Below are 22,278 nucleotides of genomic sequence, written 5' to 3'. Positions count from 1 at the left end.
GGAAAGACTGATGGAGCGAACACGGATGTCTCAGGAGACCACCGGCGCGCCGCTGGAGATCATCGCCGCGTCGCTGCGCCGCGAGCGCACCCGCGCGGGCCTGTCGCTCACCGAGGTCGCGCGCCGCGCCGGCCTGGCGAAGTCGACGCTGTCGCAGCTGGAATCCGGCTCGGGCAACCCGAGCGTGGAGACGCTGTGGGCCCTCGGAGTGGCGCTCGACGTGCCGTTCTCCCGGCTCGTGGAACCCGAACGGCCCCAGGTCCGCGTGATCCGCGCGGGCAAGGGGCCGACGGTGTTCGCCGAGCACGCCGACTACGCGTGCACGCTGCTGTCCGCGTGCCCGCCCTCGGCGCGCCGGGACATGTACGTGATCCGCGCGGAGCCGGGCACTCCGCGCAGGTCGGACCCGCACATGAACGGCGTGGTCGAGCACATCGTGATCTGCGCCGGACGAGCCCGCGTCGGCGTGCGCGACGACCCGGTCGAGCTGCTGCCCGGCGACTACATCTGCTACCCCGGGGACGTGCCGCACATCTTCGAGGCGTTGGAGCCCGGCACGTTCGGGGTGGAGATCTCCGAGTACTCGTGAAAGCAGTACTCGTGAAAAACCGGTGGTGAAAAACCCGGGGGCTTACCAGCCGCGCTCGGCGAGCCGGTGCGGCTCCGCCAGCTCCTCGACGTTGATGCCCACCATCGCCTCGCCGAGGCCGCGCGAGACCTTGGCCAGCACGTCGGGGTCGTCGTAGAACGTCGTCGCCTTGACGATGGCCTCGGCGCGCTGCGCGGGGTTGCCGGACTTGAAGATGCCCGAGCCCACGAACACGCCCTCGGCGCCGAGCTGCATCATCATCGCCGCGTCGGCCGGGGTCGCGATGCCGCCCGCGGTGAAGAGCACCACCGGCAGCTTGCCGTTCTGCGCGACCTCCTTGACCAGCTCGTACGGTGCCTGCAGCTCCTTCGCCGCGACGAACAGCTCGTCCTCGGGCAGCGACGACAGCTTGCGGATCTCGGCGCGGATCTGGCGCATGTGGGTCGTGGCGTTGGAGACGTCACCGGTGCCGGCCTCGCCCTTGGAGCGGATCATCGCCGCGCCCTCGGTGATGCGGCGCAGCGCTTCGCCCAGATTGGTCGCGCCGCAGACGAAGGGCACGGTGAAGGCCCACTTGTCGATGTGGTTGGCGTAGTCGGCGGGCGTGAGCACCTCGGACTCGTCGATGTAGTCGACGCCGAGCGACTGCAGCACCTGCGCCTCGACGAAGTGGCCGATGCGGGCCTTCGCCATGACCGGGATCGAGACGGTCTCGATGATGCCGTCGATCAGGTCCGGGTCGCTCATGCGCGCGACGCCGCCCTGGGCGCGGATGTCGGCGGGCACGCGCTCGAGCGCCATGACCGCGACCGCGCCGGCGTCCTCGGCGATCTTCGCCTGCTCGGCGGTGACTACGTCCATGATCACGCCGCCCTTGAGCATCTCCGCCATGCCGCGCTTGACCTTGGCGGTGCCGGTGACGGACTGGGGTTCGGGGGTGGTCTGCTGCTCGGACACCTCGGGGGCCTTTCTCGGGACGGACTCCTGCGCCTTCGAGCGTAGGGGTGTGGTGGACCGGTGAACCAGGCCAGTGCCCGGCTATCTCGGCAGTCCACTTTTCGAGTGGCCACCACCTGCGGATCCGGTCGCCGCGGGGCGGTGTCGGCCGCGTCACGTGCCGCCGGATCGACCCTGACCTGCGCTGGTGCCGACGGGGTATCCTGGACGTACGGATGGGGGTCGCTTCGCGGATTCCCGGTGCTGTCCGGCCGGTGGGTGTCGTGAGCTCCGGCAAGATCCCCCTCGAGGTGGCCACTTGGCGACGTTTCGGGAAGGCCACTCGTCGGCGCCGGAGTCCGGTGGCCGGCCCGGTCCCTCGGGTGGGTGACAGCCGGCCGACCGCCCGCTGACCTGGCCGGAAGGCCCGCGAGGCGTCCCCCTAAGCTGAGCAGAACGTCTTTCGGGAGGTCGGGTGGCGACAGCTTCGGGAGCACGGCCGACAGTCGGTGTGCTCGCCCTGCAGGGCGCCGTGCGCGAGCACGTCGCGATGCTGGAGCGCGCGGGCGCGCACGCCGTGCCCGTGCGCCGAGAGGCGGAGCTGTCCGAAGTGGACGGCCTGGTGCTCCCCGGCGGGGAGTCCACCACCATGTCGCGGCTGCTGGAGAGCTTCGAGCTGCTCGAGCCGCTGCGGGCGCGGATCGCGGACGGGATGCCCGCCTTCGGCTCGTGCGCCGGGTTGATCCTGCTGGCGCGCCAGGCGCTCGACGGGCGCCCGGACCAGCAGCAGCTCGGCGGGCTCGACGTGGTCGTCCGGCGCAACGCGTTCGGCAGGCAGGTCGACTCGTTCGAGGTGGACCTCGACTTCGCGGGTGTCGAAGGCGGGCCCGTGCACGCGGTCTTCATCCGGGCCCCGTGGGTCGAGAAGGCGGGGGCGGGCGTCGAGGTGCTGGCCACCGTCCCGGCGGCGCTCGTGCCGGGAGACTCGGTGCCCGAAGATCCCGCGGTCGGCGAGCCCGAGGCTAGGATCGTCGCCGTCCGGCAGGGGTCGGTGCTGGCCACGGCGTTCCACCCGGAGATCACCGGGGACGAGCGGGTGCACCGGTTGTTCGTCGAGCTCGTGCGAGAAGCCTGAGCAGGGATTGCGGCGTGCGCGCGACGCGAGTCGGGGGTACGCGGAACAAATGGAGGAAAGATGAGCGGCCACTCCAAGTGGGCCACGACGAAGCACAAGAAGGCCAACCTCGACGCGAAGCGTGGCAAGCTCTTCGCCCGGCTGATCAAGAACATCGAGGTGGCCGCCCGGACCGGCACCGGCGGTGGGGACCCCGACGGCAACCCCACGCTCTACGACGCCATCCAGAAGGCGAAGAAGAACTCGGTCCCGCAGGACAACATCGAGCGCGCGCGCAAGCGCGGCGGCGGTGAAGAGGCCGGCGGCGCCGACTGGCAGAACATCACGTACGAGGGCTACGGGCCCAACGGCGTGGCGGTGCTGATCGAGTGCCTCACCGACAACAAGAACCGCGCCGCCATGGAGGTCCGGACCGCGCTCACGCGCAACAACGGCTCGCTGGCCGACCCGGGCTCCGTCGCCTACATGTTCAACCGCAAGGGCGTCGTGATCATGCCCAAGGGCGAGGCGAGCGAGGACGACGTGCTCATGGCCGTGCTCGACGCGGGCGCCGAGGAGGTCAACGACCTCGACGAGAGCTTCGAGATCGTCTCCGAGGGCGGAGACCTGGTGCCAGTGCGCAAGGCGCTGCAGGAGGCCGGGTTCGAGTACGAGTCGGCGGAGCTCACGTTCCTCCCGACGGTCTCGGTGCCGCTGGACGTCGACGGCGCGAGGAAGGTCTTCAAGCTGATCGACGCGCTCGAGGACTGCGACGACGTGCAGAACGTGTACGCGAATTTCGATGTGTCCGACGAGGTCATGGCGTCCGTCGACTGATAGTGGTGAGGCGCAGAGCGTGTACGCGCTGCGTCGAATTCCATGTCTCTGATGAGGTCATGGCGTCCGTCGACTGACGGCCGATTTCGCCGCTCCGGCACGGGTTTTGGGTGCCGGCACGAGCGGCTTGATCACTTCTCGACCGGCCCCGGTCGGGCACGGGACCACCCGCGCCCGGCCGGGGCCGACTGATCACAGGCGAACTCGCGAGTAGTCGGATCCCTTGCGGCGTCCGGGAAAACGGCCGGGAAAATTGCCCCGCGCCGGTACTGGGCTCAGCCGCGCGGGTGCGGCACAATGACCGCCGTGACGACCTCAGCCCTCACCGCCGAAGAGCAGCGCCTGATCGACTGGATCGAATCTCAGGCGAAGGAACGGGGCAACGCGGTCATCGCGGTCCCGCAGGACGATCAGGGCGCAGGCTTCTGCTTCACCGCCTGCGCGTGGGCGCTGCACAACGTGCCGGAAGTCGTGGTCGTCGGCCTGCCCGGCGACCTGGGCCCGATCCTGCTCGACGCGTACGTCGACCGCGCGGCCAACGGCGAGATCTTCGAGGTCGGCAAACGCTACGACGACTTCTTCCAGGGCAGCGCCGTCGTTTTCGAACGCGTCGCCAAAGGCCACTACCCGGAGTACTTCGGGTCGGCGTTCCTCGTCTACCCCGACGGCGACTTCCCGGCGCTGCAGCTCGTCGTCGCCACGGCCGACGGGCACTTCCCCTGGCAGGACACGGCTCCCGAGGGCTTCTCCGAGTGGCAGCCGGTGCTCACCGAAAGCGGTGTGCCCGAGAGCTGGACCCCGGGCGTCGACGGGCCCTGATCACCGGCGCCTGATCATCGACGGCGCCTGATCACCGCGGCAAGGCCCTGAGATCCGCTGCTGCGGCGGGAAACCGCGCGGCGAGCGTCTCGATGTCGGCGAACTCCACGCAGTCGTCGGTGTAGGGCGGCACCACCACGGTGCCGAGCAGAGACCACTCGCCCAGCGGTACCGTCGCCTGCCAGGTCCCGGCGGGCACCACGACCTGCGGCCGTTCGCCAGCCGCGACGTCGGTGCCCAGCACCGGCCGCGTCACCGCGCCGTCCGGGTGCAGGAGCAGCATCCGTGCCGGCGCCCCGGCGTGGTGGACGAAGATTTCGACGCGATCCAGCCGGTGTGGCGCCGAGAACTGCGGCGCCACCAGCAGGTAGTAGATCGCGGACCCCTCTTCGGAACGCCAGCTCTGCGCGAAGAGGCCGCCTTCGACGGGCAGCGGCGACAGACCCAGGTGGCGGATGAATTCCGGTGGCTGCGGCATGGCGCCCATCCTGCCGGGCCCCGGCCCAGTAGCCTGCACGTCGAACGGATGTTCGTGCGGGCGAAGGAGAAGGTGTGCGGGTGCTCGGGGTCGACCCCGGTCTGACCAGGTGCGGTCTCGGCGTGGTCGACGGTGGCAAGGGCCGGGTCGTCCGCGCGGTGGCCGTCGGTGTCGTGCGCACCCCGCCGGAGGACGATCTCGCCCACCGGCTCCTCGGCATCGCCGACGAGGTCGAGGTCTGGCTGGACCGCTACAAGCCCGAGGCGATCGCCGTCGAGCGCGTGTTCGCGCAGCACAACGTCCGCACCGCCATGGGCACCGCGCAGGCGGGCGGCGTCGTCGCGCTGGCCGCGGCCCGGCGCGGGCTGCCGGTCGTGTTCCACACCCCGAGCGAGGTCAAGGCCGCGGTCACCGGGTCGGGCCGCGCGGACAAGGCGCAGGTCACCGGTATGGTGATGCGCCTGCTCAACCTCGAGGTGAAGCCGCACCCCGCCGACGCCGCCGACGCGCTGGCGCTGGCCATCTGCCACCTCTGGCGCGAGCCGATGCGGGTCCGCCTCGCCGAGGCCGAGGCGCGCGCGGCCGAGCTGGCCCGCGCGCACAAGGCCAAGCTGGCGGCCGCCGCGAAACAGGCGGGCGCGGCCACCCGGACCCCGGTGCGGCGCGCGGCCCGCCGGACCCCGAGCAAGCTGGACGACACTGGAGCACCCCGATGATCTCCTCCGTACGCGGTGAAGTGCTGTCCGTCGGCCTGGACCACGTCGTGGTCGAGGTCGGCGGCATGGGCTTCGCCGTCCAGGCCACCCCGGCGACGCTCGCGACGCTGCGCCGCGGCGAGCAGGTGCGGCTGCACACCGCGCTGGTCGTGCGCGAGGACTCGCTGACCCTGTTCGGGTTCGCCGACGACGACGCGCGCGAGCTGTTCGGCCTGCTGCAGACCGTGTCGGGCATCGGACCGCGGCTCGCGCTCGCCACGCTCGCCGTGCTGGAGCCCGACAAGCTGCGCGCCGCGCTCGTCGAAGGCAACATCACCGTCCTCACGCAGGTGCCCGGCATCGGCCGCAAGGGCGCCGAACGGCTCAGCCTCGAACTGCGCGACAAGGTCACCGCGCTCGCCGGCACCGGCGAGGTGCCGGCCGTGTCCGCGCCCGGCGCGCTGCGCGCCGAGGTCGTGGAAGCGTTGGCAGGACTGGGTTTCCCAGCCAAGCAGGCAGAGCAGGCGGTGGACCGCGTGCTGGCCGAGGGCGACGGGCACACCACCGCCACGGTGCTGCGCTCGGCGCTGGCCACCCTCGGGCGCAAGCGGTAGCCGATGGACCACGAAGTGACGGAGTTCGAAGCGGACGACGAGACACTCTCCGCTCTCTCGCAGAACGGCGAACGCGAGGTCGAGACGACCCTACGGCCGCGCAAGCTCGACGAGTTCGTGGGCCAGCCCCGCGTGCGTGAGCAGCTGGAGCTGGTGCTCGAGAGCGCCCGCCGCCGTGGGGTGCCGCCCGACCACGTGCTGCTGTCCGGTCCACCGGGGCTCGGCAAGACGAGCATGGCGATGATCGTGGCCGCGGAGCTCGGCGCGGCCATCCGCATCACGTCCGGTCCGGCGCTGGAACGCGCGGGCGACCTGGCCGCGATGCTGTCGAACCTCGCGCCCGGCGACGTGCTGTTCATCGACGAGATCCACCGCATCGCCCGGCCGGCCGAGGAGATGCTGTACCTCGCGATGGAGGACTTCCGCGTCGACGTCGTGGTCGGCAAGGGGCCGGGCGCCACGAGCATCCCGCTCGAGATCGCGCCGTTCACGCTGGTCGGGGCCACCACACGGTCGGGCTCGCTTACCGGGCCGCTGCGCGACCGCTTCGGCTTCACCGGCCAGATGGAGTTCTACACCGACGCGGAGCTGGAGCTCGTCGTGCGCCGCGCCGCGACGATCCTCGACATCCCCATCGACCGTGACGGCTGTTCGGAGATCGCCCGCCGCTCCCGCGGCACGCCCCGGATCGCGAACCGCCTGCTGCGCCGCGTCCGCGACTACGCGGAGGTCCGCGCCGACGGCAACGTGACCATTGACGTCGCCCGGGCGGCGCTGAAGGTCTACGACGTGGACGAACTGGGCCTCGACCGGCTGGACCGGGCCGTGCTCAGCGCGCTGACCCGCTCGTTCGGCGGGGGACCGGTCGGCATCTCGACACTCGCCGTCGCCGTCGGTGAGGAGGCGACCACGGTGGAAGAGGTGTGCGAGCCCTACCTGGTCCGCGCGGGTATGCTCGCCCGCACTCCGCGTGGCCGGGTCGCGACCGCGGCCGCGTGGGAGCACCTCGGCCTGGTGCCGCCGCCTGAGGCAGGGCGGCCGGACCAGGGCGGTCCCTCGTTGTTCGACCAGGGCTGACGGGGACGTCGGACACCGGCCGGCGGGAGCGCAACGGACGGTGGGTGCTGGCGATTTCGCGAGCACCTGGCACACTCGAAGACAGCACATCCGTCAAAACCGGACGTAAGCACCGACGACGTGACGTCCGTCGAATGGAGAGTCATGAACAACTTACTGCTGCCGTTGCTGCTGCTGGTCGTGGTGGCCGTGCCGCTCGTCCTCGGTACCCGCAAGCAGAAGAAGCAGCAGGCAGCCCAGCAGGACCTGCAGAAGAGCATCGCCCCCGGCGACCGCGTGATGACCACCTCGGGCCTCTACGGCACCGTCGCCGACGCTTCCGGCGACGACACGATCGACATCGAGATCGCCCCGGGCGTCGTCACCACGTGGCTGCGAATCGCGGTCCGCGAGAAGGTGCAGCCGGCCGTCGAGACCGACGAGACCGAGGTGGAGTCGGACTCCGACGACACCGTCGGCGGCGTGGCTTCGACCACCGCCGAGGCGCCCGCCCAGGAGTCCATCGAGGACGAGGGCGAGAAGTCCGGTGCGCAGATCGCGCCCCCGCTGGAGCACGGCAAGAAGTGACCTGCTTCTTCCCCGGGCAGTGACACGCGCGTAGCCGACGAAAGTCGGTACGGGCGAACGCAGGGCTCACGCAGCACCGAGTACTGTCTCGGTGCTGCGTGCGTGTCCGCCGCCATAGTCATGCCCAGCAGCGTGCCGGGAGCACCGTCCCGGCTCGCTCACCAAACCAGTTGGGGTCCACCCAGTCCGAGGAGACCGAAGCACCGTGGCACCATCGGCCGGGCATCTCCGCCCGGGACGCTATCTCGCCTTCTTCGCCCTGATCGTGGTCGTGCTTTACGCCCTGGTGTTCTTCACCGGCAGCGGCAAGGCCACGCCGAAGCTCGGCATCGACCTGCAGGGCGGCACCCGGGTCACGCTCACCGCGCGGACGCCGGACGGCGGCCAGCCCACGCGAGACTCGCTGAACCAGGCGCGCCAGATCATCGAACAGCGCGTGAACGGCATCGGTGTCGCCGGCACGGAGGTCGTGCTCGACGGCAACAACGTCGTCATCACGGTCCCGGGCGCGCAGGGTGACCAGGCGAAGTCCCTCGGCCAGACCGCGAAGCTCGGCTTCCGCAAGGTCATCACCTCGCAGCCGAACGCCCCGGCCGCGCCGCCCGCCTCGGGCAACCCGGCCGCCCCGCCGGCTTCGGGCACCCCGTCGCCGCCGCCGTCTTCCGGTGCGCCCTCGGCCCCGCCGTCCGCCACCGGCGCGCCGTCGAGCACGCCGAACGGCGGCGGTGGCGCGGCCGGTGCCCCGGCCCAGCAGCCGCCGAGCACCACGCCGTCGGCTCCGCCGGCCTCGAACACGCCGGCGGCCGGTGGCCAGGCGAAGACGCCGATCCAGCAGGCGCAGGAGATCCGGCAGAACCCCGACCTGGCTTCGGACGACCAGGCGAAGGCGCAGGCCGCGCAGCAGGCCGCGCTGGCCTCGCTCACCTGCGCGCCGAACGTCGCCGACCCGCTCGAGGGCAACGACCTCTCGGACAAGCCGCTGGTCGCCTGTGGTGACCAGGACGCGACGAAGTACGTGCTCGGCCCGCAGTTCCTGCCCGGCACCGAGATCTCCGGCGCGAACTCGGGCTACGACCAGCAGCGCGGCCAGTGGATCGTCGACCTGACGTTCAACGGCACCGGCAGCAAGACCTGGGGTGACTTCACCGCGGCCAACGTCGGCCAGCAGGCCGCGTTCGTGCTCGACACCCAGGTCGTGTCCGCGCCGACCATCCAGGGCGCCATCCTCGGCGGCAACACGCAGATCACCGGGCAGTTCACGCAGGCGACCGCGAAGAACCTCGCCGACGTCCTGAAGTACGGCTCGCTGCCGCTCTCGTTCGACTCGTCCGACGCCACCACGGTGTCGGCGACGCTCGGTTCCGCGTCGCTGCAGGCGGGCCTGCTCGCCGGCGCGATCGGCCTGATCGTGGTCTTCATCTACTGCCTGATCTACTACCGCCTGCTCGGCATCCTCACGATCCTGTCGCTGGCGCTGTCCGGCCTGCTGGTCTACGCGGTGCTGGTGCTGCTCGGCCGGTGGATCGGGTACACGCTCGACCTTGCCGGCATCGCCGGCCTGATCATCGCCATCGGCATCACGGCGGACTCGTTCGTCATCTACTTCGAACGGCTCAAGGACGAGATCCGGGAAGGGCGGACGTTCCGGTCCGCGGTTCCGCGCGGCTGGGCCCGCGCCCGGCGCACGATCCTGGCGTCCGACGCGGTGAGCTTCCTCGCCGCGGCGATCCTGTACGTGATCGCGGTCGGCGACGTGCAGGGCTTCGCGTTCACCCTCGGCATGTCGACGGTGCTCGACCTCGTGGTGGTCTACCTCGTGACGCACCCTGTGGTGGCGATGGTGTCCACGTCGAAGTCGGCGTTCCTGTCCAACCCCCGCAACCTCGGCCTCGGTGCCGTCCAGCGCCTGGCCTCGGAACGCAGGGCGTCTCGTCCCGCCGTCGGCCGCACGAACGTGAAGGAGGCCTGACGTGGGCGTCGAAGACCTGGGCACGGACGCCGAATCGGGCGCCGGCAAGGCCACCCCGTCCGGCAAGAAGGAAAGCGTCTTCCACCGGCTCTACGTCGGCACGGGCGCGTTCGACATCATCGGCAAGCGCAAGCGCTGGTACATCTTCTTCGCGGCGCTGGTGCTCGTCTGCATCGGCTCGATGTTCATCCGCGGCTTCAACGTCGGCATCGAGTTCGAGGGCGGCACGCAGATCCAGCTGCCCGCGCACGGCGCGCGCGGCGACATCAGCACTTCGCAGGCGGCCGAGTCGTTCACCAAGGCGCTGGGCGAGCAGCCGTCGGAGACCCAGCGCGTGGGCACCGGCAACGCGGCCACCATCCAGATCCGCTCGGAGGCACTGCCGGCCGACAAGGTCGCGAAGGTGAAGCAGCAGCTGTTCACCGACTGGGCGCCGATCGGGGCGAACAACCAGGCGAGCGTGCAGGCCATCAGCGACAGCGCGGTGAGCGCGTCGTGGGGCGACGAGATCTCGCGGCAGGCGCTGATCGCGCTCGCGGTCTTCCTCGTGGCCGTGGTGATCTTCCTGGCGATCTACTTCGACACCCGGATGGCCGCGGCCGCGCTGATCTCGCTGATCCACGACATCGTGGTCACGGCGGGCGTGTATTCGCTCGTCGGTTTCGAGGTCACGCCGGCGACGGTGATCGGCCTGCTGACCATCCTCGGGTTCTCGCTGTACGACACGGTGGTGGTCTTCGACAAGGTCCGCGAGAACACGCGCGGCCTGCTCGGCCTCACCCGCCGCACGTACGCCGAGGCGGCGAACCTGGCGCTGAACCAGACGCTGATGCGGTCGTTCAACACGGCGTTCATCGCCCTGCTGCCGATCCTCGGCCTGCTCATCGTCGGGTACATCCTGCTCGGCTCGGGCACGCTGCAGGACCTGGCGCTCGTGCAGCTCACGGGCACGCTGGTCGGCGTGCTGTCGTCGGTCGCACTCGCGACGCCGCTGCTGGTCGACCTCAAGATGCGTGAGCCGCAGTACCAGCAGCAGGCACAGCGCGTCGCGGCCCGTCGGGCCAAGGCCGCCGCTCGCGAGGCCGCGGGCGAGGACTTCGACGCGGCGGACGACGACGCCCTGGCCGCCGAGCTCCGCAAGGAGAAGGCGATGGCCGCGGCCGCCGGCGTTCCGGCCCGCACCCCGAAGGCGCGCCAGCAGAACAAGCCGCGCCGCACCGGTGGCGGCGTGTCGTCGGCGAAGCGGAAGCGCTGAGCCGGATGGAGCTGGAGAAGGCCCTCGGCCTGATCGCCGAGGTGCCGGACTTTCCCGAGCCCGGCGTGCTGTTCCGCGACCTGAGCCCGCTCTTCGCGGACGGCCCCGGGTTCGCCACGGTCGTCGACGCCCTGGCCGGCACGCTCAGCCCCGGGGTTGAGCTGCTGGCCGGCGTCGAGGCTCGCGGGTTCCTCCTCGCCGCGGCCGTCGGGTATGCCCGCGGCCTCGGCGTGGTGCTCATCCGCAAGCCCGGCAAGCTGCCGTCGGTGGCCGGCCGGGTCGACTACTCCCTCGAATACGGCACCGCCAGTGTCGAGCTGCCGGCCGACGTCGTGCGCCCCGGCCAGCGGGTCGGCGTGATCGACGACGTTCTCGCCACCGGCGGCACGGTCGCCGCGACGGTCAAGCTGCTCGAAGGCGCCGGCGCCGTGGTCGACGGCGTGTCGGTGGTGCTGGAGCTCGCGGCGCTGGGTGGTCGTGGCGTGCTGGCGGGCCGGCGGGTCGAGGCGCTGCAGGTCGTCTGACCCGTCTTCACCAGCGCGAACGGCCGGGAAGCCGGGACGCTCGTGCGGCGTTGAAGAAAATGTGGTTCCGCCGGTGCTCGGCGGCGCGTCGTCTGCCGATCGGACGTAGGCGGCGAGGCCACGCGGCCGAGCGGCTACCCTGGGGGTTTCGAAGGCCGCACGAGCAGCAGGAGGTGCGGGTGAGCCAAGAGCTCGACGCCGCGGTGCCCGCCAAGCCGGTGCCCGCGAAGGATGGCTCCGGTGCGCGCGGTGCGCAGTCGGTGCCGCCGCCGAAGGCGAACGGGGCCGCCCCCAACCCGTCGGCGACCCGCCGGGTGCGGGCCCGTCTGGCCCGCCGGATCACGGCCCAGCGGGCCGCGCCCGTGAAGCAGGTGCTCGAGCCGCTCGCCGTCATCCACCGCGAGCTGCACCCCAATGCGGACCTCGCGCTGCTGCAGCGCGCCTACGACGTCGCCGAGGAGCTGCACCGCGACCAGCGGCGCAAGTCCGGCGACCCGTACATCACGCACCCGCTCGCCGTGGCCACGATCCTCGCCGAGCTGGGCATGGACACCACCACACTCGTCGCGGCGCTGCTGCACGACACCGTGGAGGACACGGGCTTCTCGCTCGACCAGCTGAAGGCCGACTTCGGCGACAAGGTCGGCGAGCTCGTCGACGGCGTCACCAAGCTGGACAAGGTCAAGCTCGGTATTTCGGCCGAGGCCGAGACGATCCGCAAGATGGTCATCGCCATGGCGAAGGACCCGCGGGTGCTGGTCATCAAGCTGGCCGACCGGCTGCACAACATGCGCACCATGCGCTTCCTCCCACCGGAGAAGCAGGCCCGCAAGGCCCGCGAGACGCTGGAGGTGCTCGCCCCGCTGGCCCACCGCCTCGGCATGGCGACGGTCAAGTGGGAGCTCGAAGACCTCGCGTTCGCGATCCTGCAGCCGAAGAAGTACGACGAGATCGTGCGCCTGGTCGCCGACCGCGCGCCCTCGCGTGACACGTACCTGCGCAAGGTGATCGCCGACCTCACGGGCAACCTCGTGTCGTCGCGGATCACCGCCAAGGTCGAGGGCCGACCGAAGCACTACTACTCGATCCACCAGAAGATGATCGTGCGCGGGCGCGACCTCGACGACATCCACGACCTGGTGGGCGTGCGGATCCTCGTGGAGGACGTGCGCGACTGCTACGCCGCCATGGGTGTCGTCCACGCGCTGTGGCAGCCGGTGCCCGGGCGGTTCAAGGACTACATCGCCCAGCCGCGCTTCGGCGTGTACCAGTCGCTGCACACCACCGTGATCGGCCCGGACGGCAAGCCGCTCGAGGTGCAGATCCGCACCTACGAAATGCACCGCACCGCGGAGTACGGCATCGCGGCGCACTGGCGGTACAAGGAAACCAAGGGCACCCACAGTGGTAATGGGGCTGCCAACTCGATGGACGTCGACGAGATCGCGTGGATGCGCCAGCTGCTCGACTGGCAGCGCGAGGCCGCGGACCCGGGTGACTTCCTCGAGTCGCTGCGCTACGAGCTGGCCGCGCGCGAGATCTTCGTGTTCACGCCGAAGGGCGACGTGATCACGCTGCCGGCGGACTCGACGCCGGTCGACTTCGCGTACGCCGTGCACACCGAGGTAGGCCACCGCTGCATCGGCGCCCGCGTGAACGGCCGTCTCGTGGCTCTCGAGCGCAAGCTGGAGAACGGCGAGAACGTCGAGATCTTCACTTCGAAGGCGGAAAACGCCGGTCCGAGCCGCGACTGGCTGCAGTTCGCCGGGTCGCCGAAGGCGCGCGCGAAGATCCGCCAGTGGTTCGCGAAGGAGCGCCGCGACGAGGCGATCGACGCGGGCAAGGAAGCGATCACCAAGGAGATCCGCAAGGTCGGGCTGCCCATCCAGCGGCTCGTCTCGGCGGAGTCCATGGGCTCGGTCGCCAAGGAGCTGCGCCACGGCGACATCTCCTCGCTGTACGCGGCCGTGGGGGAGGGCCACACCAGCGCGAAGCACGTGGTGCAGCGGCTGGTGGCGCTCATCGGTGGCGTCGACGAGGCGGAGGAGGAGCTCGCCGAGCGGGCCACGCCGTCCACGGTTTCGCGGCGGCGCGGGTCCAACGACGTCGGCGTGATCGTGAAGGGCGCCAGCGACGTGTGGGCCAAACTCGCCCGTTGCTGCACCCCGGTGCCGGGCGACGAGATCCTCGGGTTCGTCACGCGCGGCGGTGGCGTGAGCGTGCACCGCACGGACTGCACCAACGCCGAGGACCTGCGCACTCAGCCCGAGCGGCTGGTCGAGGTGGAGTGGGCGCCGTCGTCCTCGTCGGTGTTCCTGGTGGCCATCCAGGTCGAGGCGCTCGACCGGCACCGGCTGCTGTCGGACGTCACCAAGGTGCTGGCCGACGAGAAGGTCAACATCCTCTCGGCGTCGGTCACGACCACACGCGACCGCGTGGCCGTGAGCCGGTTCTCGTTCGAGATGGGCGACCCGAAGCACCTCGGCCACGTGCTGAAGGTGGTCCGGGGCGTCGAGGGTGTGTACGACGTCTACCGGGTCACGTCGGCTTCCTGATCTTCGAACCACGAGCGGAGCGCCTCGGTCACTTCGGCGGGGCGCTCCATCGGGGGCAGGTGGCCGGTGTCGGGCAGGTCGAACCGGGTCGAGCCGCGGATTTCCCGCTCGAACTTGTCGGCCAGCTCCAGCAGGCCTGAGCCGTCTTCCCGGCCGATGACCACCAGCGTGGGTGCGGTGATCTCGCCGAGACGGTGACGGGTGTCGGGGACGTCCTCCGTCCACTTCGGATCGGTCCACTCGCGGCGGTAGACGCCCTCGCACATTTCGAGGGCGAGGGCGTAGAAGTCTTGGTCGACGTCCGATCGTGTTCGATGTGGACCGACGACGAGGTAGCGGACGTTGGCGTCGGCGATGGCCCGGACGTCTGCCTCGTCGATGTGGTCGGCGGTGTGGTCGAGGTAGCGCTTGAGCCGCTCCAGTGGCACCGCGGCGAGCATGGCTTCGCGGCTGTCCGACGCCATGGGCTCGGGCCAGTCGTGCCCGGACAGACCGGCGCCGATCAGGGCGATGCTCGTGACGCGCTCGGGCGCGGCGAGTGCGGCGTCGAGGGCGTAGGCGCCGCCCATCGAGGAGCCGGCGAGCGCGGCGCGGTCGATGCCGAGCGCGGACATGAGCGCGAGCAGGTCGCGGTGGTGGGAGACGGTGCCTTCGGCCGCCTGCGAGTCGCCGTGGCCGCGGCGGTCGTAGCGGATCACGCGGTGGTGTTCGGCCAGGGCCGCGAACTGGTGGTCCCACATGCGCCGGTCGGCGAGCCCGGCGTGCACGAGCACCACGGGCGGGCCCTCGCCAGCCTCGTCGTAGCCGAACCGTACGCCGTCGACCTCGATCATCCCCATGGGTGCCACGCTAGCGCGGGGAGCTGGTCACAGACGCGGGTTTCGCGCAGGGCGATCCCGCTAGGGTGCTGGCATGACCGACGGATTCGAGTTCACGCGCGACGGCGAAGTCGCGCGGCTGACGTTCGCCCGGCCGGAGAAGATGAACGCCATCACCTACGGGATGTGGTCGGCGATCCCGGACGTCGTGGCCGAGGTCGAGGCCGACCCGGCGCTCAAGGTCCTCGTGCTCACGGGCGCGGGCAAGCACTTCTCGGCCGGTGCCGACATCAGCGAGTTCCGCGACCTGCGTTCCACCGCCGACGGCGCGGCCACCTACGACAAGGCCGTCGACGGCGCCGTGGCCGCCCTGACCTCGATGCGCAAACCGTCGGTCGCCATGATCCAGGGCAACTGCATCGGCGGCGGCTGCCAGCTGTCGGTGGCGTGCGACTTCCGCTTCGCCTCGGAAGACGCGCGCTTCGGCATCACGCCCGCCAAGCTGGGCATCGTCTTCCACTTCGACTCGACGCGCTTGCTGGTCTCCCTCGTCGGTCCCGCGAACGCCAGGTACCTCCTGCTGTCCGGCGAGCTCATCGACGCCGTGCGCGCCCGCGAGATCGGCCTCGTCAACGACCTCCACGCCGCCGAAGGCCTCACCGCGGCCACCGCGGCCTTCGTGGACACCCTCTGCTCCCGCTCTCAGGCCTCAATCCGCGGCATGAACCGCATCATCGAGAAGATCGTCGCGGGCCGGCAAACGCCCGACGACGAAGTGGACGCCATCCGCCTCGCCGCGCTGCACGGCGAGGACTACGCGGAGGGCGTCGACGCCTTCCTGAACCGTCGGCCGCCGAAGTTCACGCACCGCTGAGGGGCGCTCAGATCTCGTCCCAGGGCACGCTTTCGTGCGCCTCGGCGAGCATCCGCGCGGCGGCGGGGTCGTTGCGCAGCGCCACACCGTCGACGGACGCGACGGGTCGGCCGACAGTCTCGGAGTTGGTGAGGAAGACGGCGTCGAAGCCGGGGAGCTCGCGGGGGTGGACCGGGCGGGTCACCTGCGCGACCGCTCCCTGCTGCTGCAGCCGTTCCTTCAGCAGCAGGTAGGTGATGCCCGGCAGCACCGCTGCTTCCGGCCACACCACGGTGTCGCCCTCGAGGAACCCGAGGTTCCAACTGGACGCTTCGCTGAGGTGTCCACTGTGGTCGATGAACACCGCGTCGTCGTAGCCCGCGAGCACGGCCTGGCGCGAGTGGTGGACAAGCCCGAACGTGCCGGTGTGCTTCACCTCGGGCAAGTCGCGTTGGTACCGCACCGACCTCAACCGGATCGGGTCGGCGACGTGCTCGTGCGGCGGGCCGGTACGCACCAGGATTTCGGGCTCCATGACAGGAGCTTCTGCGCTGGAGCGCGAAGCGATGAGCACGCGCACGGACAGCGCGCCTTGCCCGGCAACGAGCTTGCGGACATAGCCGCGGACAAGGGAGACGTCGAGTTCGCTGCCGAACAGCAGCCGGGTGCTCGTGGCCAGCCGCGTGAGGTGCAGGTCGAGGCCGCGGACCCGGCCGTCGCGGACCTGCATCGCGGTGAAGTGGCCGTAGCCGCCCAGAACGCGAGCGAGCTGAACGGCGCCGGGTTCAGCGCCGTTCAGCTCGAACAGGAAAGACACTCAGGCCGCGACATTCACGGCCGTGAACTTGACCTGCTGCTTCGGCTCACCGGTCGCGCCGTCCTGGCCGACGGTGCCGATGCCCGTCTTGGCGATCGCGTCGAGGACCTTGAGGCCGTCGTCGGAGATGCTGCCGAAGATGGTGTAGTTCGGGGGCAGCTCGGCGGTTCCGTAGACCATGAAGAACTGGCTGCCGCCCGAGTTGGGCTGGCCCGTGTTGGCCATGGCGAGGATGCCGCGGCCGTACTTCTCGCCGTCGATGAACTCGTCCGGGATGGTGAAGCCGGGTCCGCCGGTGCCGTCGGCGTTCACGTCACCCTTGGCGTTCGGGTCGCCGCACTGCAGCATCTGCAGGTCGGTGACGCCGAGGCGGTGGCAGATCGTGTCGGTGTAGAAGCCCTGCTTCGCCAAGCTCACGAACGCTTCGACGGTGCACGGCGCCAGCGCGCGGTCGAGCGTGATCGGGATGTCGCCGACGGTGGTCTTCATCGTGATGTCGACCTTGCCCTGCGACGACACGTTCTTGCCGTCCGGCGCCGTGGTCTTCTTCGGCGGCGTGCTTTGCGTGTCGGCCGGGTACGCGCACGTGGTCGGGTTCGGCAGGGCCTTCGGCCGCGTCGGCAGCGCGGTGCGCTGCGTCGGGATCTGGCCGACGGTCGGCACTGGCGGGGCCGAGCTCGACGGCGGCGGGCTGGCGGCCGCCGTCGTGTCGTCGCCACCGCCGCTGTTCACGACCCACACGACTACCCCGGCCACGATGAGGACGACACCGCCGACCACTCCAGCGCCCACGATCTTGCGTCGCTTGGCCCGGTCCCGCCGGCGCTCGATCTGCCGCTCGAGTTTCCGCTTAGCGGCTTCACGGCGCTGCTGGTTGGTCGCCACCCGCCCTCCAGTTCAGGCTCGATGTCACACGTCTGAGGTAGCGGCAGTGTATGGGCACAGCCTGTGAGGACTCTGTACAGGGGCCGCTAGTCTCGATCCGATCGTGATCAGCGCCGCTTCGCCAACGCCGGGACAGGAGGGGTTTGGTGCTCGTCGTCGGGTTCGCCGCAGGGCCGCTGCGCGCGAACTGCTATCTGCTCGCCCCGGCGCCCGGCGGCGAGTGCGTGGTCGTGGACCCCGGGCAGGAGGCGGCAGAACCGCTCGCGGCCGCGCTGGCCGAGCACGGGCTCACGCCGGTCGCGCTGTTAGCCACCCACGGTCACCCCGACCACGTCGCCGGCGCCGCCGGCCATGACCTCCCGCTGCACCTGCATCCGGCCGACCGCGAGTGGTTCGCGGGACCGTCGGTGCCGCTGGCCGAAGGCCCGCTCGAAGTGGCGGGTCTGGCGCTCGAGGTCGTGGCCGTGCCCGGCCACACGCCGGGGTCGGTGGCTTTCGCCGTGAGGGCGAGCGAAGGTGGCAGGCTGGTGCTCACGGGGGACACGCTGTTCGCCGGGTCGATCGGGCGCTCCGACGGCTCCGGCGCCGAACTGGAGAGATCGTTGCGCACGAAGCTGCTGACCCTGCCCGACGACGCCGTGGTGCTGCCGGGCCACGGGCCCGCCACGACCATCGGGCGCGAACGCGCGACCAACCCCGCGCTCACGGCGGCGGAGGCGTGACGGGCATGACCGAGCAGGACGGCGTCAAGGGCGCACCGGAACGGCTGCCGCTGTTCGCCGAGGACGCGAAGCTCACCCGCCGGCGCGCGTGGTCCGGCTTCATCGGCGCGGTGATCGTGGCCGCGGCCTTCGGTGGCATCGCCGGGCTGATCGGCGGGCAGCTGGCAGGGCTGATCGTCGCGGTGGTCGTGGCGCTTCCCTTGCTGTACATCGTTCTCTACACGCTGCGCCGCCGGATCTGGCTCGAAGGCACGACGCTGGTCGTGCGCACGTGGGGCATCCGGCGCATCGGGCTCGTCGAGGCGGAGCGGCTCGACATCGTGATCGGCGACGTGCGCGGCACCCGCACGGTGAGCCTGCTCGTGAACGCGGGCAAGCGGCGCAAGACCGTGAAGGTCGACCTCGCCGTGTTCGCCGGTACGGGCGGGCGTGAGCTGGGCGCGCTGCAGCTGCGCCGCGTCGCCGACGCGCTGCTGAACAACACCGAGGCCAACGGGCTGGTGTTTTCCGAGCTGCTGGTGGCGGAGCTGCGGTCGGAGGCACGCGGCGACGCCGTGGCCGAGCGGCCCCTGTATCGGCTCGCGTCGGCGGCCCCGGCCGGGCGCTACATCCAGCGGTTCCCGATGGAGGCCGTCAGCCGCTTCGTCGCGACGCTGGAGTGACCGCTGGAGGGACGCTGCCCTTCGACGCTTCCTCCATGCTGTCGACGCGGGCGCGGATCTGCTCCACCTGGTCGGCGAGGTCCGGCAGCTCCTCGGCGACGTAGGCGAGCAGGCGCTCGAGGTGGCGCAGCGTCGCCCGCACGTCGTCGAGCGCGCCCGCGATCCGCGGGACGGCCTCGGCCGCCTCCAGCAGCGCCGCGAACAACCGCCGGACCAGGTGCACGGTGACCCGCGGTCCCGCCAGTACGGCTGAGAACACGACCCCTCCTCGGGTACGGATGTACTCGCCTCGGTCGCGGACTTCGTACCGCAGCCACCGGGTCCTGTTCCGGCCGGGGTTCGCTCGTGTTACTGGTGTGACTACGGAGTATTCGTGGTGCTCACGAGGTGGTCTACGGGCTCGCGCGCTGCGATCAGCGCCGCCAGGATCGTCGTGACCGGGACTGCCGCGACGATGCCCACGGACCCCGCGAGCGTGCGGATGATCTCCGACGCGATGTCCTCGCTGCCGAGCAGCGCGCCGAGCCCGACGCCGGAGATCGACGAGTACAGCAGCACCGGCAGCGCGGCACCGGCGTAGGCCATCACGAGGGTGTTCACGGCCGAGCCGACGTGGTCCCGTCCGATGCGCAGGCCCGAGCGGTAGAGCTCCCGCCAGCCCAGCGACGGGTTCGCGCGCCGTAGCTCCCAGACGGCGCTGGTCTGCGTCACCGTCACGTCGTCGAGCACACCGAGCGCGCCGATCACGATGCCGGCGAGCAGCAGGCCGCGCGCGTCGATGCCGTGGCCGAGTGAGCCGATGAGCGTCGACGTGCTGTCGTCGAGGCCGGTGAGCGAGGCGCCGACGGAGAAGATCGCCGACAGGACGCCGATCAGCGCGAGGCTGGCCAGCGTGCCGAGCACCGCGACCGACGTTCTCGCCGACAGCCCGTGGGTCAGATACAGCGCCACGAACATGATCGCGCCGGCGCCCGCGATCGCGACCACCAGCGGGTTCTCGCCGGCGAGGATCGAGGGGAGCACGAACAGCACGATCACCACGAAGCTCAGCACCAGCGCGACGAGCGCCGCGAGCCCCTGCCAGCGGCCGAGCACGAGCACGGCGAGGGCGAACAGCGCGGCCAGCAGCACGAGCGGCGTGCCGCGCTGGAAGTCGACGAGCTGGAACGACGCCGGGTCGGTGGCGTTGCCGCCGTTGTAGGCGAGGACCACGTTGTCGCCGGTGGAGAAACGCGGCGTGCTCGGCTCGATCGGCACGATGAGGCGCAGGGGTTTCCCGTTGCCCGGGCCGTCGGTCATCGTCAGGTCGACGGTCTGGCAGGGCTTCTGGTCGGGGTCTGTGTCGGCGCCGACCTGCACCTGGCCGTTCGCGAGGCACGGCCCCGTGGCGGTCGCCGTGATCGACGCCTGCACCGGCGTGCCCTGCGGCACCACACTCGTCGGCGCCGCTTTGCCCCACGGGTACAGCACGACCATGCCGACGACCGTCGCGAGGGCGAGCGGGACGAGCAGCCAGATGAGGAGCTTGCGGACGCGGGTGGAGGCGGGGGCGGCGGGGCCGTGTCCGTGGCCGTGCCCATGACCGTGGCCGTCCGCTTGCGCGGCGAGGGCGGCGCGGAGGCCCTTGCGGGGGGTGGGTTCGGCGGCGTCGAGGGGTTCCGGCGCTTCGTCCGGGCTCACGGCGGTGCGGGGGCGGCGGCCGGTGGGGGGAGGCGTGTCGCCGGAGCGCCGAGACGCTGGGGGAGGCGTTTCGCCGGTGGGGCGGCCGGCGGTCGGCCAGGCGCCGTCGGCATCCGGTGAGGACGGTTCGCTTGTGGTGCGCGAGATTTCGCCGTCTCGGCGCGCTTGCCCCTGGGTGCGGCGGGAGGGCGGCAGCGGAGTTTCGCCGGTGCGGCGACCTTGTCCCTCGGACCGGCGTGAGGAGGGCAGCGGAGTTTCGCCGGTGCGGCGCGATGTTTGGCCGCCACGGCGGCCCGTCGGTGGTGGAGTCTCGCCGCGACGGCGTGGGGGGAGCGGGGTTTCGCCCGTGTGGCGGCCGGCCGACGCCGGGGTTCCGTCGGCGTGGTGCGACGGCAGCGGAGCTTGCCCGGTTCGGTCGGCCCGCGGGGTGTTCGCGGTGCGGGCGCTTGCCGGGGGTGGCGTGTCGCCGTTGCGGCGGCCGGCCGGAGTGTCGCCGGCGCGGCGTGGTGGCAGCGCGGTTTCGCCCGTGCGGCGGGCGGCGGGGTTGTCGCCGGAACGGGGTGCGGCTCGGCGCACCGGCTCTTCGGCTCCGGGCCAGGCCGGCTCGTCGCCCGCGTGGGATCGGCGGGACCGGGCTGGGGGCGCGGAGGGGTCGCCGGCGACGCGGCGGATGGGGCCGGTGTCGGCGGTGTCGTCGGCGTCGTCGGGGTAATCGGGCGGTGCCACGGCGCACATCCTGCACTCCGGCGGTGGCCGTCACCCGTACCGGGTGGGGACGACCCGGTCGTATCCGGCGTTTCGCTCAGCCGAGGGCCTGGCGCAGGTGCACGCGGCGGTAGGCGGACGGCGGGGTGTCGAAGTGGTCGAGGAAGGCCTGGCGAAGCGTCTCGGTGGAGCCGAAGCCGCAGCGGCGGGCGATGGCGGCCAGGGGCAGGTCAGTGCCCGCGAGGAGGCGGGCGGCGTGCTCGGCGCGGACGGTGCGCACGTACTTGCCGGGCGTGGTGCCCAGGTGCGCGTCGAACAGGCGCGTGAGCTGGCGGGTGCTGATGCCCGCCTGCCGGGCCAGCACCGGCGTGCCGAGGTCTTCGCCCAGGTGTTCGGCGACGAACGCGGTGAGGTCGCGCACCTGCCGGTGCTCGGGCGGCGGGCCGGACAGGAACATGCTCACCTGCGCCTGGTTGCCGGGCCTCTGCAGGTAGGTCACGAGGGCGCGGGCGGCTTCGCGGGCGAGCGTCGGGCCGTGGTCCTCCTCGACGAACGCCAGCGCGAGATCCAGCCCGCTGGTGACGCCGGCGGAGGTGTAGACGTCGCCGTGGCGGATGAACAGCGGCACCGGGTCCACGGTCACCGACGGGTACTTCGCGGCGAGCTGCGCCGCGTACGCCCAGTGCGTGGTCGCGCGGCGGCCGCTCAGCAGGCCGGCCGCGGCGAGCACCGTGGAGCCCGTGCAGACCGACGCCGTGCGCGTGCTGTCGCGGGAGAGGCGGCGGACGTGTTCGAGCAGGCGCTCGTCGCCCGCCGCCGCGCGGTGGCCGAGGCCGCCGGAGACGACGATCGTGTGCAGCGGCCCCGAAACCTGGTCGAGCCGCACGTGGGGCGTCAGCGTGATGCCGGACTGGCAGCGGAACGGGTGTCCGTCCACAGTGGCCAGCCGCAGCGCGTAGCCCGGGCGCGCGCCGAGCCGGTTGGCGGCATCGAGCGCGTCGGAGACGCACGCGATGTCCAGCAGTTCGGCGTCGGGATACCCGACGATCACGACCCGCCGTTCTGGCCCCGGCATGATCAAACTTTAGCAGGTCAGCAGGCCGATCG

23 protein-coding genes are annotated in these 22,278 nt (G+C 71.4%); 15 read left to right on the top strand and 8 right to left on the bottom strand.

The window, feature by feature from the left end; genetic code table 11:
- Nucleotides 1-25: 25 nt before the first annotated feature.
- Nucleotides 26-589: an XRE family transcriptional regulator gene (locus ABZU76_RS31095; RefSeq protein ID WP_354875667.1), complete on the top strand. Its 564-nt coding sequence runs from the start codon at nucleotides 26-28 to the stop codon at nucleotides 587-589.
- 42 nt (nucleotides 590-631) lie between these two features.
- Here ABZU76_RS31095 and pdxS read toward each other — a convergent pair whose 3' ends face one another.
- Nucleotides 632-1,546, bottom strand: coding sequence for a pyridoxal 5'-phosphate synthase lyase subunit PdxS (gene pdxS / locus ABZU76_RS31090; RefSeq protein WP_220241358.1), 915 nt, complete (start codon nucleotides 1,544-1,546; stop codon nucleotides 632-634).
- A 454-nt stretch (nucleotides 1,547-2,000) separates the two neighbouring features.
- Here pdxS and pdxT point away from each other — a divergent pair, with 454 nt between their 5' ends.
- From pdxT to ABZU76_RS31075, 3 genes are all read left to right on the top strand, one after another.
- Entirely contained in the window at nucleotides 2,001-2,660 is a 660-nt protein-coding gene (gene pdxT / locus ABZU76_RS31085; protein ID WP_220241357.1) for a pyridoxal 5'-phosphate synthase glutaminase subunit PdxT, read from the top strand.
- Between the two features lie 60 nt (nucleotides 2,661-2,720).
- A complete protein-coding gene (locus ABZU76_RS31080; protein ID WP_354875664.1) occupies nucleotides 2,721-3,476 on the top strand; it encodes a YebC/PmpR family DNA-binding transcriptional regulator in 756 nt (251 codons plus the stop codon).
- Between the two features lie 297 nt (nucleotides 3,477-3,773).
- Complete coding sequence (locus ABZU76_RS31075; RefSeq protein ID WP_354875662.1) at nucleotides 3,774-4,295, top strand: DUF4262 domain-containing protein; 522 nt, start codon at nucleotides 3,774-3,776, stop codon at nucleotides 4,293-4,295.
- 31 nt (nucleotides 4,296-4,326) lie between these two features.
- On the opposite strand, the gene ABZU76_RS31070 is transcribed toward ABZU76_RS31075, so the two are convergent.
- The gene (locus ABZU76_RS31070; RefSeq protein ID WP_354875660.1) at nucleotides 4,327-4,773 is read right to left on the bottom strand and encodes a cupin domain-containing protein; all 447 of its coding nucleotides are present in this window, start codon (nucleotides 4,771-4,773) and stop codon (nucleotides 4,327-4,329) included.
- Between the two features lie 74 nt (nucleotides 4,774-4,847).
- Here ABZU76_RS31070 and ruvC point away from each other — a divergent pair, with 74 nt between their 5' ends.
- The 8 genes from ruvC (at nucleotide 4,848) to ABZU76_RS31030 (ending at nucleotide 14,029) form a co-directional block, all read left to right on the top strand.
- Nucleotides 4,848-5,489, top strand: a complete 642-nt coding sequence (ruvC, locus tag ABZU76_RS31065) for a crossover junction endodeoxyribonuclease RuvC (RefSeq protein WP_255638075.1) — start codon at nucleotides 4,848-4,850, stop codon at nucleotides 5,487-5,489.
- Complete coding sequence (ruvA, locus tag ABZU76_RS31060; RefSeq protein ID WP_354875658.1) at nucleotides 5,486-6,082, top strand: Holliday junction branch migration protein RuvA; 597 nt, start codon at nucleotides 5,486-5,488, stop codon at nucleotides 6,080-6,082. The genes ruvC and ruvA overlap by 4 nt, the downstream gene beginning before the upstream one ends.
- Nucleotides 6,083-6,085: 3 nt before the next feature.
- Nucleotides 6,086-7,159 (top strand): Holliday junction branch migration DNA helicase RuvB, encoded by a 1,074-nt coding sequence (gene ruvB / locus ABZU76_RS31055; protein WP_354875656.1) that lies wholly within the window; start codon nucleotides 6,086-6,088, stop codon nucleotides 7,157-7,159.
- 144 nt (nucleotides 7,160-7,303) lie between these two features.
- Nucleotides 7,304-7,726: a preprotein translocase subunit YajC gene (gene yajC, locus ABZU76_RS31050; protein WP_354875654.1), complete on the top strand. Its 423-nt coding sequence runs from the start codon at nucleotides 7,304-7,306 to the stop codon at nucleotides 7,724-7,726.
- A 205-nt stretch (nucleotides 7,727-7,931) separates the two neighbouring features.
- Complete coding sequence (gene secD, locus ABZU76_RS31045) at nucleotides 7,932-9,695, top strand: protein translocase subunit SecD (RefSeq protein WP_354875652.1); 1,764 nt, start codon at nucleotides 7,932-7,934, stop codon at nucleotides 9,693-9,695.
- Between the two features lies 1 nt (nucleotide 9,696).
- A complete protein-coding gene (secF, locus tag ABZU76_RS31040; RefSeq protein WP_354875650.1) occupies nucleotides 9,697-10,950 on the top strand; it encodes a protein translocase subunit SecF in 1,254 nt (417 codons plus the stop codon).
- A 5-nt stretch (nucleotides 10,951-10,955) separates the two neighbouring features.
- Nucleotides 10,956-11,474 (top strand): adenine phosphoribosyltransferase, encoded by a 519-nt coding sequence (locus ABZU76_RS31035; protein ID WP_354875648.1) that lies wholly within the window; start codon nucleotides 10,956-10,958, stop codon nucleotides 11,472-11,474.
- A gap of 179 nt (nucleotides 11,475-11,653) precedes the next feature.
- Entirely contained in the window at nucleotides 11,654-14,029 is a 2,376-nt protein-coding gene (locus tag ABZU76_RS31030; RefSeq protein ID WP_354875646.1) for a bifunctional (p)ppGpp synthetase/guanosine-3',5'-bis(diphosphate) 3'-pyrophosphohydrolase, read from the top strand.
- On the opposite strand, the gene ABZU76_RS31025 is transcribed toward ABZU76_RS31030, so the two are convergent.
- Nucleotides 14,005-14,868 carry an alpha/beta hydrolase gene (locus tag ABZU76_RS31025; RefSeq protein ID WP_354875644.1) on the bottom strand — a complete coding sequence of 288 codons (864 nt, stop codon included), beginning with the start codon at nucleotides 14,866-14,868 and terminating at the stop codon, nucleotides 14,005-14,007. The genes ABZU76_RS31030 and ABZU76_RS31025 overlap by 25 nt on opposite strands.
- Before the next feature lie 73 nt (nucleotides 14,869-14,941).
- On the opposite strand from ABZU76_RS31025, the gene ABZU76_RS31020 reads away from it, so the two are divergent.
- Nucleotides 14,942-15,721: an enoyl-CoA hydratase-related protein gene (locus tag ABZU76_RS31020; RefSeq protein WP_354875642.1), complete on the top strand. Its 780-nt coding sequence runs from the start codon at nucleotides 14,942-14,944 to the stop codon at nucleotides 15,719-15,721.
- A gap of 7 nt (nucleotides 15,722-15,728) precedes the next feature.
- On the opposite strand, the gene ABZU76_RS31015 is transcribed toward ABZU76_RS31020, so the two are convergent.
- Together ABZU76_RS31015 and ABZU76_RS31010 are read right to left on the bottom strand one after the other, a co-directional pair.
- Entirely contained in the window at nucleotides 15,729-16,517 is a 789-nt protein-coding gene (locus ABZU76_RS31015; protein ID WP_354875640.1) for an aminotransferase class IV, read from the bottom strand.
- Entirely contained in the window at nucleotides 16,518-17,402 is an 885-nt protein-coding gene (locus ABZU76_RS31010; RefSeq protein WP_354875638.1) for a peptidylprolyl isomerase, read from the bottom strand. It abuts the gene before it with no gap.
- A 146-nt stretch (nucleotides 17,403-17,548) separates the two neighbouring features.
- Here ABZU76_RS31010 and ABZU76_RS31005 point away from each other — a divergent pair, with 146 nt between their 5' ends.
- Together ABZU76_RS31005 and ABZU76_RS31000 are read left to right on the top strand one after the other, a co-directional pair.
- Nucleotides 17,549-18,124 carry an MBL fold metallo-hydrolase gene (locus tag ABZU76_RS31005; protein ID WP_354875636.1) on the top strand — a complete coding sequence of 192 codons (576 nt, stop codon included), beginning with the start codon at nucleotides 17,549-17,551 and terminating at the stop codon, nucleotides 18,122-18,124.
- A 5-nt stretch (nucleotides 18,125-18,129) separates the two neighbouring features.
- Entirely contained in the window at nucleotides 18,130-18,786 is a 657-nt protein-coding gene (locus tag ABZU76_RS31000; protein ID WP_354875634.1) for a hypothetical protein, read from the top strand.
- On the opposite strand, the gene ABZU76_RS30995 is transcribed toward ABZU76_RS31000, so the two are convergent.
- The 3 genes from ABZU76_RS30995 to ABZU76_RS30985 form a co-directional block, all read right to left on the bottom strand.
- Nucleotides 18,758-19,045, bottom strand: a complete 288-nt coding sequence (locus ABZU76_RS30995) for a hypothetical protein (RefSeq protein WP_354875632.1) — start codon at nucleotides 19,043-19,045, stop codon at nucleotides 18,758-18,760. The genes ABZU76_RS31000 and ABZU76_RS30995 overlap by 29 nt on opposite strands.
- A gap of 101 nt (nucleotides 19,046-19,146) precedes the next feature.
- A complete protein-coding gene (locus ABZU76_RS30990) occupies nucleotides 19,147-20,466 on the bottom strand; it encodes a YibE/F family protein (protein ID WP_354875630.1) in 1,320 nt (439 codons plus the stop codon).
- Between the two features lie 802 nt (nucleotides 20,467-21,268).
- Entirely contained in the window at nucleotides 21,269-22,246 is a 978-nt protein-coding gene (locus tag ABZU76_RS30985; RefSeq protein WP_354875628.1) for a GlxA family transcriptional regulator, read from the bottom strand.
- Nucleotides 22,247-22,278: the final 32 nt, after the last annotated feature.

Origin of the sequence: Amycolatopsis sp. NPDC005232 (assembly GCF_040607795.1) — a bacterium.
GTDB lineage: Bacteria > Actinomycetota > Actinomycetes > Mycobacteriales > Pseudonocardiaceae > Amycolatopsis.
This window is presented reverse-complemented; position numbering and strand designations above follow the sequence as displayed.